This window comes from Micromonospora sp. NPDC047762 (assembly GCF_043204655.1).
Taxonomy (GTDB): Bacteria; Actinomycetota; Actinomycetes; order Mycobacteriales; family Micromonosporaceae; genus Micromonospora.
Genome location: NZ_JBIDCQ010000002.1, coordinates 180,917 through 193,267, shown reverse-complemented (window position 1 = coordinate 193,267; position 12,351 = coordinate 180,917). Strand labels below are relative to the sequence as shown.

General features: G+C 72.1%; 13 protein-coding genes. 6 read left to right on the top strand and 7 right to left on the bottom strand.

From position 1 onward, the window contains the following. Positions 1–55 precede the first annotated feature (55 nt). From ACGF3C_RS06400 to ACGF3C_RS06390, 3 genes are all read right to left on the bottom strand, one after another. Complete coding sequence (locus ACGF3C_RS06400) at positions 56–1,723, bottom strand: fumarate hydratase (RefSeq protein ID WP_030490011.1); 1,668 nt, start codon at positions 1,721–1,723, stop codon at positions 56–58. Positions 1,724–1,848: 125 nt separating this feature from the next. Continuing rightward, positions 1,849–3,294, bottom strand: coding sequence for a PQQ-binding-like beta-propeller repeat protein (locus tag ACGF3C_RS06395; protein WP_393219423.1), 1,446 nt, complete (start codon positions 3,292–3,294; stop codon positions 1,849–1,851). A gap of 72 nt (positions 3,295–3,366) precedes the next feature. After that, a complete protein-coding gene (locus tag ACGF3C_RS06390; RefSeq protein ID WP_355005914.1) occupies positions 3,367–3,870 on the bottom strand; it encodes an Lrp/AsnC family transcriptional regulator in 504 nt (167 codons plus the stop codon). 139 nt (positions 3,871–4,009) lie between these two features. On the opposite strand from ACGF3C_RS06390, the gene hppD reads away from it, so the two are divergent. The 4 genes from hppD to hisC all read left to right on the top strand — a co-directional run bounded on the left by hppD (position 4,010) and on the right by hisC (position 7,583). Further along, positions 4,010–5,215 (top strand): 4-hydroxyphenylpyruvate dioxygenase, encoded by a 1,206-nt coding sequence (gene hppD / locus ACGF3C_RS06385; RefSeq protein WP_357193834.1) that lies wholly within the window; start codon positions 4,010–4,012, stop codon positions 5,213–5,215. 11 nt (positions 5,216–5,226) lie between these two features. Continuing rightward, positions 5,227–5,385: a hypothetical protein gene (locus tag ACGF3C_RS06380; protein WP_393219418.1), complete on the top strand. Its 159-nt coding sequence runs from the start codon at positions 5,227–5,229 to the stop codon at positions 5,383–5,385. A 105-nt stretch (positions 5,386–5,490) separates the two neighbouring features. After that, positions 5,491–6,483, top strand: a complete 993-nt coding sequence (locus ACGF3C_RS06375) for an RDD family protein (RefSeq protein WP_393219415.1) — start codon at positions 5,491–5,493, stop codon at positions 6,481–6,483. Next, positions 6,480–7,583: a histidinol-phosphate transaminase gene (hisC, locus tag ACGF3C_RS06370; protein ID WP_355005917.1), complete on the top strand. Its 1,104-nt coding sequence runs from the start codon at positions 6,480–6,482 to the stop codon at positions 7,581–7,583. The genes ACGF3C_RS06375 and hisC overlap by 4 nt, the downstream gene beginning before the upstream one ends. An 85-nt stretch (positions 7,584–7,668) precedes the next feature. Here the strand turns inward: hisC and ACGF3C_RS06365 are convergent, their stop codons facing one another. Beyond that, the gene (locus ACGF3C_RS06365; protein WP_393219412.1) at positions 7,669–8,124 is read right to left on the bottom strand and encodes a hypothetical protein; all 456 of its coding nucleotides are present in this window, start codon (positions 8,122–8,124) and stop codon (positions 7,669–7,671) included. A 173-nt stretch (positions 8,125–8,297) separates the two neighbouring features. Here ACGF3C_RS06365 and ACGF3C_RS06360 point away from each other — a divergent pair, with 173 nt between their 5' ends. Beyond that, on the top strand, positions 8,298–8,852 hold the full coding sequence (locus ACGF3C_RS06360) for a hypothetical protein (protein WP_393219409.1): 555 nt from the start codon (positions 8,298–8,300) through the stop codon (positions 8,850–8,852). A gap of 130 nt (positions 8,853–8,982) precedes the next feature. Then, positions 8,983–9,909 (top strand): hypothetical protein, encoded by a 927-nt coding sequence (locus ACGF3C_RS06355; RefSeq protein WP_393219406.1) that lies wholly within the window; start codon positions 8,983–8,985, stop codon positions 9,907–9,909. A 41-nt stretch (positions 9,910–9,950) separates the two neighbouring features. On the opposite strand, the gene ACGF3C_RS06350 is transcribed toward ACGF3C_RS06355, so the two are convergent. From ACGF3C_RS06350 to ACGF3C_RS06340, 3 genes are all read right to left on the bottom strand, one after another. After that, positions 9,951–10,313, bottom strand: coding sequence for an LPXTG cell wall anchor domain-containing protein (locus ACGF3C_RS06350; protein ID WP_357231898.1), 363 nt, complete (start codon positions 10,311–10,313; stop codon positions 9,951–9,953). A gap of 101 nt (positions 10,314–10,414) precedes the next feature. After that, complete coding sequence (locus tag ACGF3C_RS06345) at positions 10,415–11,671, bottom strand: PQQ-binding-like beta-propeller repeat protein (protein ID WP_393219402.1); 1,257 nt, start codon at positions 11,669–11,671, stop codon at positions 10,415–10,417. Between the two features lie 81 nt (positions 11,672–11,752). Continuing rightward, complete coding sequence (locus tag ACGF3C_RS06340) at positions 11,753–12,235, bottom strand: SRPBCC family protein (RefSeq protein ID WP_355005922.1); 483 nt, start codon at positions 12,233–12,235, stop codon at positions 11,753–11,755. Between the last annotated feature and the right edge of the window lie 116 nt (positions 12,236–12,351).

Sequence of the window (12,351 nt, the reverse complement as noted above, 5' to 3'; positions counted from 1 at the left end):
CGACAGAACGGGCGCCGGGCGAGTTCGCCCGGCGCCCGTTCGCGTACCTGTCGGGTCAGCGGCGGCCGACGGTGAGCACCGGCTTGGTGACCTCGGCGAAGAAGTCGTTGCCCTTGTCGTCGACCACGATGAAGGCGGGGAAGTCCTCCACCTCGATCTTCCAGACCGCTTCCATGCCCAGCTCCGCGTATTCGAGGACCTCGACGTGCTTGATGCAGTCCTGGGCGAGGCGGGCTGCGGGGCCGCCGATCGAGCCGAGGTAGAAGCCACCGTGCTGCTGGCAGGAGCGGGTCACCTGACCCGACCGGTTGCCCTTGGCCAGCATCACCTGGGAGCCGCCGGCGGCTTGGAACTTCTCCACGTAGGCGTCCATCCGGCCGGCGGTGGTCGGGCCGAACGAGCCGGACGCGTACCCCTCGGGGGTCTTCGCCGGGCCGGCGTAGTAGACCGCGTGGTCACGCAGGTACTGCGGCATCGGCTCCCCGGCGTCCAACCGCTCGGCGATCTTGGCGTGGGCGATGTCCCGGGCGACCACGAGTGGCCCGGAGAGCGAGAGGCGCGTCTTCACCGGGTACTTCGACAGCTCCGCGCGGATCTCGTCCATCGGCCGGTTCAGGTCGACCCGGACGACCAGCTCGGCGTCGAGCGCATCGTCGGTCACGTCGGGCAGGAACCGCGCCGGGTCGGTTTCGAGCCGCTCCAGCCAGACACCCGACGGGGTGATCTTGGCGACTGCCTGGCGGTCTGCCGAGCAGGAGACGGCGATCGCCACCGGGCAGGACGCACCGTGCCGGGGCAACCGGACCACCCGTACGTCGTGGCAGAAGTACCGCCCACCGAACTGCGCGCCGATGCCGAAGTTGCGGGTCAGCTCCAGCACCTCCGCCTCCAGCTCCAGGTCGCGGAAGCCGTGCGCGCTCATCGAGCCGGCGGTCGGCAGCGCGTCGAGATACTTGGCGCTGGCGTACTTCGCGGTCTTCAGCGCGTACTCGGCGGAGGTGCCGCCGATGACGATGGCCAGGTGGTACGGCGGGCAGGCCGCGGTGCCGATCAGCCGCAGCTTCTCCTCCAGGAACTGCATCATCCGCGTCGGATTGAGCAGCGCCTTGGTCTCCTGGTAGAGGTACGACTTGTTGGCCGAGCCACCGCCCTTGGCCATGAACAGGAACTTGTACGCGTCGGGGTGCCCGTCCGGGTCCTCGGCGTACAGGTCCACCTGAGCGGGCAGGTTGCTGCCGGTGTTCCGCTCGTCCCACATGGTCAGCGGGGCGAGCTGGGAGTAGCGCAGATTGAGCTTGGTGTACGCCTGGTAGACGCCCCGGGAGATGGCCTCCGCGTCGGCACCGTCGGTCAGCACGTGCCGACCGCGTTTGCCCATCACGATGGCGGTGCCGGTGTCCTGACACATGGGCAGCACACCGCCGGCGGCGATGTTGGCGTTGCGCAGCAGGTCCAGCGCGACGAACCTGTCGTTCGGCGAAGCGGCCGGGTCGTCGATGATCGCCCGGAGCTGCGCCAGGTGCGCGGGGCGCAGGAAGTGCGCGATGTCGTGCATCGCCTCGGCGGTCAGCGCGGTGAGCGCTGCCGGTTCCACAGTGAGGAACCGACGGCCTCCCGGGCCGTGTACGACGTCCACGCCCTCGTCGGTGACCAGGCGATAGTCCGTCTGGTCGGGACCGGTCGGCAGCAGAGGGGCGTACGAGAATGCGGCGGCACTGCTCATGAGCGGCAAGCCTAGGGCAGACCGGTCGATCACTCCCACCCGCCGGGCGGGTCCTGGGACGCCGCTCTCATCCACCGGGCGCGCCGGGCCCGGCCGCCATCCGGATCATGAGGCGGACGGCCCGCTCAGCCGTCCTTGCCGCCACCCGGGTCGGGGCAGAGTTCCCGCTTCGGCCCGCAGTCGTCGTCGTTGTCCGGCCCGCCGGGGCCGGGGCCGCCCGGCCCGGGATTCCCACCGTCGTCGGGAGGTCGGGCGGGCGAGTTTCCGGGCGCGCCGAAGCGGACGTACCCGATCTCCCGCCCCTCACCGATGATCATGCCCTGTGACCCGACGGCGAGGGCGTTCGCCGAGGTGCGCAGAACGGCCAGCTCCCGGCCGGTGCGCGGGTCCAGTGCCGCCAGCCGGGACGGCTTCTCGTCGGCCACCACCGCCGCGTACGGGGTGAGCGCGGCCCCGGCCTTGCCGCTGGCCTGCCGCCTCCAGAGCACCTTCTCGGTGCCCAGCTCACGGGCGATGACGGAACGTTTGTCGGCGGCCCTGAACACCGCCGAACGGTCGTCCACCGCGATCAGCTTGGTGCCCGGCTCACCGACCCAGAGCAGCCGGCCGTCGTACCCGTCGATGACGGTTTCGCGGCCGTCCGGGGCGACGCCGATCAGCACGTTCCGCGCACCCTGCGGGTCCTCGCGTTGCACGCAGCCGGCGGAGTCGGCGGTGCGCAGGTTGATGCCGGCCCGCTGCCAGGCCTCCTGCCCGGTCGCCGAGTCCCGGGCGGAGATGGCGAAGTAGCAGGTGCCGTCCTGGGATCGGGCGGAGATGCGCAACAGCCGGCCGCCCACCACGGAGAGCCGCTCCTCCCGGCCGGGCTCGACGTTCTGCAGCACCCGGCCGGTGGCGGTGTCGACCACGTGGACCCGACCGTCGACCGGGAAGCCCAGCAGCGGAGGCGCGGCTTCCGCCCCGGCCACGCCGTCGTCGATCCGGGTGGCGGTGAGCCGGCGGGTGCCGCGCAGACCTGGATTGTCGGCGAGCAGGCCGCTGTGCACCCCGGGCAGGAAGGCCGTCCAGAGCGGCGTCGTGCCACGCGGGTCCCAGGCGCTCAGGGTGCAGTCGGTGGCGTCCGTGCAGCTGGCGTCGAGGAGCAGGTTGCGGTACGTCCAGACGGCCACCGCGTCATCGTCACGCCGCCGGGTCACCCCGGTCGTCGGGTCGAGCAGCTCGTACCCCTTGACCAGGAGCTTGCCCACGGCCACGACCGGATCCCGGTCACCGCCCGCGACCGCCGCCCAGTCCGCCTTGCGCTCCCAGAGCTGGGCACCGGTGGCCAGGCTGCGAGCCTCGACCCGGGTGCGCTGCTCGACCACCACGGCGTCGCCGGCGATGGTCACGCTGCGCGGAGTGCCGCCGACCCGCTGCTGCCAGACCACGTCGGGCTCGGAGATGGGTTCGCTGCGGTCCACCCAGTCCCACAGGCCGGGGAACGGGTTCCACACGCCGGTCGCGGCGAGCGCGACGACCACGGCGAGGCCAAGCAGCAGCCCGCCGCGCACGCTCCCCTTCGCCACCCGCACACCGTAGCCACGATCACGGATCTTCCGTACGCCCGCGCCGCCGTGTCGCCGCGCTTTCTGCGCCCGGAGGTGTTACAGCGCCCTTCCGTCCAGCCGAACAGCGCTGCGCACCAGCGGAAGCGTGCGGTAGGGGATCTGCTCGGCCAGCGCGATGATCGTCGAGGCGCGGGTGATGCCGGCGGACGAGACGATCTGGTCGATGACCCGTTGCAGGTCGGTGTTCGACCGGGCCACGATCCGGCAGAGCAGGTCGCTGGAGCCGGTGATGGTGTGCGCCTCCAGCACCTCGGGGATGGCGGCCAGGTGAGCGGTGACCGGGTCGTGACCGTGCCGCTGAGTGATCTCCAGGGTGACGAAGCTGGTCACCCCGAACCCGATCGCGGCCGGCGCGATCTCGGGGCCGAAGCCCTTGATGACCTGCCGCTCGACGAGCTTGTCCAGCCTCGCCTGCACGGTGCCCCGGGCCACCCCGAGTCGCCGCGAGCACTCCAGCACCCCGATCCGCGGCTCCTCGGCGAGCAGTTCGATCAAGCGCACGTCGAGAGCGTCGAGCTGTACATTCTGCTCACCATTCATGAGTGAAGACCATACCGAATGCGCAACCTGACCAGCATTTCTGCCAACAGTTGCCCACTCGATGCCGGGGCAGCGATCCTCGCCTCAAGAACCGACCACGGCGGCCCACAAGGCCGGCCGGTACGCGAGGGAGCCCACCATGACCCAGGCGATCGACCGACCCAAGTCGACCGAGGACGTCGACGTCGACCGGCTCGTCGGCGCTGTCGACCACGACATCAGCCACGACCCGTTCCCGGTCCGGGGCCTCGACCACGTGCACTTCCTGGTCGGCAACGCCAAGCAGGCCGCCCACTACTACTCCACCGCCTTCGGCATGACCTGCGTGGCGTACCGCGGCCCCGAGCAGGGCTACCGGGACCACGCCCAGTACGTGCTGACCAGCGGCTCGGCCCGGTTCGTGCTGACCGGCGCGGTGCGCCCGGACGCCGAGGGCGCCGAGCACGTGGCCCGGCACAGCGACGGGATCAGCGACATCGCGCTGGAGGTCCCGAACGTGGACGCCGCGTACGCGCACGCCATCGCGCAGGGCGCCGCCAGCGTCGTCGAGCCGCACGACGTGACCGACGAGCACGGCACCGTCCGGATGGCCGCCATCGCCGCGTACGGCGACACCCGGCACACGCTGGTCGACCGGTCCCGCTACACCGGCCCGTTCCTGCCCGGCTTCGTGGCCCGGGGTCCGATCGTGGACCGGCAGCCGATGATCGACGCCGGCATCCAGCCGAAGCGCTTCTTCCAGGCCGTCGACCACGTCGTCGGCAACGTGGAGCTGGGCCGGATGGACGAGTGGGTCGAGTTCTACAAGCGGGTGATGGGCTTCTCCAACATGGCGGAGTTCGTCGGCGACGACATCGCCACCGACTACTCGGCGCTGATGAGCAAGGTCGTGGCGAACGGCACCCGCAAGGTGAAGTTCCCGCTGAACGAGCCGGCGATCGCCCGCAAGAAGTCCCAGATCGACGAGTACCTGGAGTTCTACCAGGGCCCGGGCGCGCAGCACATCGCCGTCGCCACCAACGACATCCTTGCCAGCGTCGACGCGATGCGCGCTGCCGGCCTGGAGTTCCTGGACACCCCGGACTCGTACTACGACGACCCCGAGCTGCGTGAGCGGATCGGCAAGGTGCGGGTGCCGATCGAGGAGCTGAAGGCCCGCAAGATCCTGGTCGACCGGGACGAGGACGGCTACCTGCTCCAGATCTTCACCAAGCCGGTGCAGGACCGTCCCACTGTCTTCTTCGAGCTGATCGAGCGGCACGGCTCGCTGGGCTTCGGCAAGGGCAACTTCAAGGCGCTCTTCCAGGCGATCGAGCGAGAGCAGGAAGCCCGCGGCAACCTGTAACACTTGCGAGCGTGACGCAACCTCCGTCGTACCCGACGCCGCCGGCCGGTGGGCCCCGACCCACCGCCGGCGGCTTCGCGCCGCCGCCCGGACCCAACCCCCAGGGGTACGCCCCGCAGTACCGCCATGCCGAGTTCGAGGGAACAGCCGTCGTTAAGGTGTCCCAGTGAGCGAGCGAAGCGGAGCGGTGACGGCGTGAGCGAGCGCAGCGAGCGAACCAGCAGGCTCAGTAGCGTGGCGCCTCGCGCCGTCGCGAAGCGAAGCGGAGCGACGGCGTGAGCGTGCAGCCTGGTTGGTACGTCGACCCCGCCGACACCGAGACCCGGCGTTACTGGGATGGCGAGGGTTGGCTCGGTGCGCCCATTCCCGTCGACGCGACTCCGCCGGACGGTCCGCCGCCGGCCGAGCCGCCGCCCGCGCCGGTCACCCCGGCCGCGCCGGCGGCGTCGACGACCCCCGAGTCGGCGACCGGCGCGCCGGGCTGGTCGCCCCAGCAGGGCCCACCCCCTGGGTACGGCCCGCAACCGGGGCACGGCCCGGGATGGGGACCGCAGGCCGGCCCTCCCGGCTGGGGCCCGCAGGGCGGTCCGTCGGGCTGGGCACCACCGGGTGCCCCTCCCGGCTGGGCGCCCCCGGCCGGTCACCCCGGCTGGCCCGGCCGTCCGCCGGAGCCGCGACCGCACGGCTTCAGGTTGGCCGGCTACGGCCGTAGGTTGGTCGCCCGGCTGATCGACTTCGGTCTCGTCCTCGCACTGAACGTGGTTGTCAACGGCTGGTTCGTCTGGCGCTGGGCGCAGGAGTGGGCGCCGTACTGGCAGGAGGTCTTCCGGCGCGCGTCGCGCGGCGACACCTCCGCCGACGGCCTGCCACTCCCCAGTGAGCAGGCGAATTCTCTGCTGGTGGCGATCCTGCTGATCGCCACCGCGCTCTGGCTGGCGTACGAGGTGCCGACGATGGCCTCCGGCGGGCAGACGGTCGGCAAGCGGGTCATGCGGATCCGGGCGGTGCCGATGGCCGCCGACCAGCCGCTGGGCGTCCGCCGGGCGCTGAGCCGCTGGAGCACGATGGGCCTGCCGACCCTGCTCTGGTACTGCGCCGGGCTCGGCCTGGTGCTGCAACTGGTCGACGCCCTCTCCCCCCTCTTCGACCACCCCCTGCGCCAGGCGCTGCACGACAAGCGCGCACAGACGGTGGTCGTCGAAGTCCCTCAACACACCGACACCGCCCCCTCGAACGACCATAACCAGCCCCCGGGAGACACCCCATGACCGACTCCGGACGTCACCAGCCGGCGCTGCGGCTGACCCGCGTCGACCTGGACGCGCTGCCCAGCTACGTGCCGGGGCGCAGCCCCGCCGACCTGGCCCGCGAGTTGGGCCTGCCGGAGGCCATCAAGCTGGCCAGCAACGAGGTGCCGTACGGCCCGCTGCCCGGCGTCGTGGAGGCGGTCACCGAGGCCATCACCACCTCGCACCGCTACCCGGACATGGGCGTGGTCGCGCTGCGCGACGCGCTGGCCCAGCGGTACGGGGTGGACGCCGACCGGATCGCCACCGGCTGCGGTTCGGTGGCGCTGGCCGAGCACCTGGTGCGTGCCACCTGCCTGCCCGGCGACGAGGTGCTCTACTCGTGGCGGTCCTTCGAGGCGTACCCGATCATCGTGGCGACCAGCGGCGCGACCAGCGTGCGGGTGCCCAACGACGCCGGGCACGGGCACGACCTGGCGGCGATGGCGGCGGCGGTGACCGACCGGACCCGGGTGATCTTCGTCTGCAACCCGAACAACCCCACCGGTACGGCGGTGCGCCGCGCCGAACTGGACCGGTTCCTCGACGCGGTGCCGGACGACGTGCTGGTGGTCATCGACGAGGCGTACCGGGAGTTCGTCACCGACGCGGAGGTGCCGGACGGTCTCGACTACCTGGACCGGCCGAACGTGGCGGTGCTGCGCACGCTGTCGAAGGCGTGGGGGCTCGCCGGGCTGCGGATGGGGTGGCTCGTCGCCCAGCCGGTGGTGGCCGCCGCCATCCGCAAGGTGGCGACCCCGTTCTCCAGCAGCACGGCAGCCCAGGCCGGGGCGCTCGCCGCGCTGACCCAGGTGGCGGAGATGGAGCGCCGCTGCGCCCTGGTCGTCGCCGATCGGGACCGGGTCACCGAGGCGCTGCGCAAGTTCGTGCCCGAGGTGCCGACGAGCCAGGCCAACTTCGTCTGGCTGCCGCTGGGCGAGCGGGCCGTGGCGTTCGGCAAGGCGTGCGAGGCGCGCGGGGTGATCGTGCGGCCGTTCGCCGGGGACGGGGTCCGGGTGACCATCGGCACCCCGGCCGAGAACGACGCGTTCCTGGCTGCGGCCGAGGCCGCGCTGGCCTGACCGTCGCCGGCGGTAGCGCACCCACCCACAGGCAGGGAACGACGGCGGGCGGGGCAGCACGCAGCTGCTCCGCCCACCAGCGCCCCTAGGGCGCTCCGTCGACCACCGCCAGTCGCCACTGCGCCTCACCCTCGACTCCGACGGCAAGGTCGGTCGAGACGCCCTTGTCGACGTAGACCTGCGACAGGTTGGGCACCCCGTCGCAGGGATATCGCAGCGGAGCCGCGGTCTTCACGTTCAGTGCGATCCGGCCTCCTCCCGTGCAGACGAAATACACGGTGAAACTGGCCCCACTGGGAACGACATCTGCGATGGTTGCTTCCTTCTGCTCCGCCAGCGGGCCGGCCAGCAGCACCCGGCCGGGCGGAAACCATCCCGTCGGCGCCTCCGTGGTGGGCGCAGGCCGACTCGGCCCGGTGGGTGCGGGCGGGTTGGTCGGCACCGCCGATCGTCTCGCCGTGTCACCGGTGCAGCCGCTGACCATCAGCAGAGGGACGACCGTGCCGATGGCCAGGCATACGGCGGAACGACCAGCGCGCATCTCGCGTCTCCAATCCAGGCCGGACGAGCATGCTGAACCTCACCTCGGTCGTCAAGCTGCGAGAAGTAAGCGTTGTTTGTCCAATTTTGCGTTGTTTCTGCCCTATCTTCCGAAGTAGCCGGCCGTGCCGAGGACTCACGCCGGCTCACTTCGAGAAAACGGGGTAACGAACAGTGCGTACTGCCAAGATCTGTCTGGCCGGGGCGGCCGCAGCGGCGATGGTGGGCTTCCTCGCCGCGCCGGCTGCCGCCGCGCCCACCGACACCACCGACACCACCTTCGAGGTGCTCGCCGGCACCCTCGACATCGTCGCGCCGGCCACCGCCGACCTCGGCGACGGTGCCCCCGGTGGCGTCATCACCGGCCAGCTCGGCGTCGTGACGGTCACCGACTCGCGAGGTGCCGCCGACGCCTCCTGGGTCGCCTCGGTGACCGCGAGCGTCTTCCAGACCGGCGGCGGCTCACCGCCCGAGACGGTCCTCCCCGAGGAGATCGACTACTGGTCCGGCCCGGCAACGGCCACGACCGGCACGGGCACCTTCACGCCGGGGCAGGCCACCGCCGGCGACGCCCAGCCGCTGTCCAGCGTCACCCCGCTCACGGCGTTCACCCACAGTGGCGGCACCGGGGGCAACACCGCCAGCTGGAACCCCACCCTGGACGTCAACGTCCCGCTGGACAGCATCGCGGGCGTCTACACCGGCACGGTGACACATTCGGTGGCATAGCCGCCGGGGGCGGTCGACCATCGCTGTCGCCCTCGCCCTGTTCTGCCTCGCCGGTCCGGGTCTGTCGACCCGGGCCGGCGCGGTCGAACCGGAAGCGGGATCCGACGACGGCACCATCGGGATCCGGTTGTTGGAAGCCCCGACCGAACGCCGCAGCGACCCCCGGGCGCTGCGCTACATCGTCGACCACCTACCGCCGGGCACCACAATCAAGCGGCAACTGCTGATCGTCAATCGCACCGACCAGACCCGTCGGGTCGACGTGTATCCGGCGGCCGCGACCCTGGAGGATGCGGCGTTCCGCTTCGGCGAGGGTCGCGCCGAGAACGAGCTGACCTCCTGGGTCACCCTCGACGAGCGCTCAGTCGAGCTGGAACCATGGGGAGAGACCCGGGTCCGAGCGACAATCACGGTGCCACCGACCGCCTCCCAGGGCGAGCGGTACGGGGTGGTCTGGGCATCCACCGCCTCAACCCCCCGGGCCGGCGGCGAGATCACGCAGGTCCACCGGGTCGGAGTCCGGATGTACCTCGACATCGGGCCCGGTGGCGAACCCGCCTCCGACTTCTCGATCGGCGAGGTACGCCCGGCCCGCAGCCCCGAGGGCGAACCGTCGGTGACCGTCCAGGTCAGCAACACCGGAGGCCGTGCCATCGACCTGACCGGCGCGGTCATCCTGAGCGATGGTCCGGCCGGCAGTCGGGCCGGCCCGTTTCCGGTCGGGCAGGGCGTCACGCTGGCGCCGGGCGCCTCCGGGCACGTCATCGCCCGACTCCCGAACACGTTGCCCAACGGTCCCTGGAAGGCGGAGGTGAACCTGGAAAGCGGCCTGGTGAAGCGGAGCATCGCCGCGCAGGTCACGTTCCCCGACGCTGGTCAGGTCGGGAAACGGGGCAATGTCGTCTCCCGGATGTTCTCCGGGTGGACCGTGGTGGCGACAGCAGTGGGGCTGCTGCTGGTCGTCGGCCTCGCCATGCTGGCCCGCCGGTCCCGCCGGTCCCGCCGGCCTCGGCCTCCCACCAGCCGCCCGAGGGACCGCACCCCGGCCGGCCGTTGATAGCGGGCGGGCCAGCCCGACCACCGTCTCCGGCCGGCCCGTCAGCTCAGCCTGTTGCGGCGGGCGGCGAACCAACCGGCGACGATCAGGGCCGCGCCCAGGACGGCGAGGAGCAGCGCCGACCCGCCCGACCCGGTGACCGGCAACTCACCGCCGTGACTCGGTGTGGGCTGGGGCGGCGCCGTCGGTGTGGACGTGGGCGGCGGCTGAGTCGGAGGCGGTGTCGGCGACGCCGGCAGGATCTCGAAGGTGACGCCCGTGTCCGCCGACGGCTCGGCCCGGACGACGCCGAACCCCTGCGCCGAGGCGGGGCCGGCGGCCAGCACCGGCGACACCGCCAACGCCAGGCTCGCGGTGGCGGCGAGCGCCCCGCCCACGAGGTAGTTGGCTGCTGTCCTGGCCATGCGCCGACCCCTTCCACCGGAAACCTGAACCGTGAAAAACGTACCCTTTCACGACAAAGGGAATGGAATGGTTCGGTGTTCCGAGCCGGAAGACGCCACGATCAGGTGGCGGCCAGGATCACCGTCTCGCCGGTGTAGAAGTAGCGCCGGTCATCGCCGGTGGGGTCGACCGGCCTTCGGAGCCGCTCGATCGCGACGAAGCCGTCCTCGGCAGTCACCGCCCCGGGCGCCCAGCCGGTCCCGTCCGACCCAACATTGAGCGCGAATCGGGACAACTGCCTACCGGTCACCGGATCCAGCGTCACCAGATCGTTCGCCTCGGTCAACAGGTGCACCCGGCCAGGCTGCCCCGCCAGCACCCGCGCCCCGTCCAGGCCCGCGGAGCGCCACAGCTCGGTGCCCGTACGCGCCGATCGACCCACAACGACCCCGTCGAGCACGGCGACGGACTGCTCACCGACCAGCGCGACGCCGGCCGGATCCAGCGCGGGAGCGGCGACCGGCGACCCGGCAGTCAACAACCAGCCCCGGCCGCCCTCGTCACCCGGTCCGGCGGTCCGCAACCCCAGACAGTCCGAGCCGCCGGTACGACATCCGAGTGGCGTCACCACAAACCCGTCCGGGCCGCCCGGCGGTCGCCAACGCTCCCGCACCTCGCCCGTGGCCACGTCCCGGAACTCGACAGTGGCCGCCCCGGCGCAGGTGTCCAGACCGATCAGCAGCCCGGTGGCGCTGGTGCCGACATCGCTGCGGCACCTGCCGGGCAGCGCGACCCGCCACAACTCCCGACCGCCGCTCAGCTCGACCCCACGCGCCTGGGCATCCCCGGTCACCACCAGCACGATCCGCCCGTCGGGAAGGTCGGTGAGCTGGAGCCCGGGCGCATCCCAGACGGTCGCCGCCCAGGTACGACGTACCGGCGCCGTGCTCTCGACAGGCTCCGGGCCGTCGGCTCGCCAGAGCACCCCGCCGGTCCGGGCGTCGAGTGCGACGAGCTGCCCGTCGGACCAACGGCTGACCACGGTACTGCCGCTCGCCACCACCCCGGTCAGCTCCGCCGGCCAGCGCCGGTACGACCAGTACGGGCTGGTCCGGTAGCGGCCGTCGACCGGCCGGTCGGCGTAGACCTGGCGGTGTGCGGCGTACACCCGCAGTCTTCCGTCGACGATCAACGGGGCGACCGGCAACCGACCGATCACTCCGGCGGCCGGTCGGGCCGGGGCCGGATAGTCGGCCCGCGCCACAGTGCTCACCTCTGCCGGTGCGAGGACCCGGTGGACGATGACCGCGACGGCTGCCGTCGCGAGCAGCGCCGCGACCGCGATCGCGAGCCGTCGCCGGCCTCTCGGGAACCTCATGCCGCACCTCCGCCCGGCACCCTACCCAGCGGAGAGGGCCGGACCCCGTTCAGGTCACGGCGACGGCTGACCGCCTGGCGCTCAGGCGGCTTCGACGGAGCCGGCGGCACCGGCCGCGACGGCGAGGTCGGCGAGATCACGCCAGAGCGCCGCCTCGACCGCCCGCGCGGCCAGCCCGCCGAGCAGCAGCGCGACCACCCGACCGTACGGAGCGGTCGGCACCGCCTCGTGGGTCACTGTGACCGCTGTGCAACCCCGACGGCGGCGGCGGACCGGCCGCAGGCTCCAGGTGATGCGGTAGTCGGCGCCGGTGCCGGAGGAGCAGAGCACCAGTCGCTGCGGTGCGAGCGCCTCGACCACCAGGAACTCCTCGGTCAGCGTGGCGCCGCCCGGCTGGACCCGTTCCTCGCGCCAGGAGGTGCCCGGCCCGAACGAACCCGGGGTGAGCACCTCGATCGGGCCGGCTGCGGTCAGCCGGGCCGCGCGGCCAGGCAGGTCGGTCAGCAGACGCCAGACGTCGACAGCGTGCGCCTCGATGATCCCGGTAATCGCCACCGTCGACATGCCACCCTCCCGTGTCCCCGACGGTACGCGGAGTGAGGGCCGGACGGGGCCCCCGGAGCGGAATTTCCACCCCCCGGGGGCCACGTTGTCCGATTGGGCGGTCGCTTCGGCACCGG

What these genes read in the sequence shown, in the direction of transcription:
- ACGF3C_RS06400 (WP_030490011.1), bottom strand. Translation starts at nt 1,723, where the DNA reads ATGAGCAGTGCCGCCGCATTCTCGTACGCCCCTCTGCTGCCGACCGGT.
- ACGF3C_RS06390 (WP_355005914.1), bottom strand. Translation starts at nt 3,870, where the DNA reads ATGAATGGTGAGCAGAATGTACAGCTCGACGCTCTCGACGTGCGCTTG.
- hppD (WP_357193834.1), top strand. Translation starts at nt 4,010, where the DNA reads ATGACCCAGGCGATCGACCGACCCAAGTCGACCGAGGACGTCGACGTC.
- hisC (WP_355005917.1), top strand. Translation starts at nt 6,480, where the DNA reads ATGACCGACTCCGGACGTCACCAGCCGGCGCTGCGGCTGACCCGCGTC.
- ACGF3C_RS06365 (WP_393219412.1), bottom strand. Translation starts at nt 8,124, where the DNA reads ATGCGCGCTGGTCGTTCCGCCGTATGCCTGGCCATCGGCACGGTCGTC.
- ACGF3C_RS06350 (WP_357231898.1), bottom strand. Translation starts at nt 10,313, where the DNA reads ATGGCCAGGACAGCAGCCAACTACCTCGTGGGCGGGGCGCTCGCCGCC.
- ACGF3C_RS06345 (WP_393219402.1), bottom strand. Translation starts at nt 11,671, where the DNA reads ATGAGGTTCCCGAGAGGCCGGCGACGGCTCGCGATCGCGGTCGCGGCG.
- ACGF3C_RS06340 (WP_355005922.1), bottom strand. Translation starts at nt 12,235, where the DNA reads ATGTCGACGGTGGCGATTACCGGGATCATCGAGGCGCACGCTGTCGAC.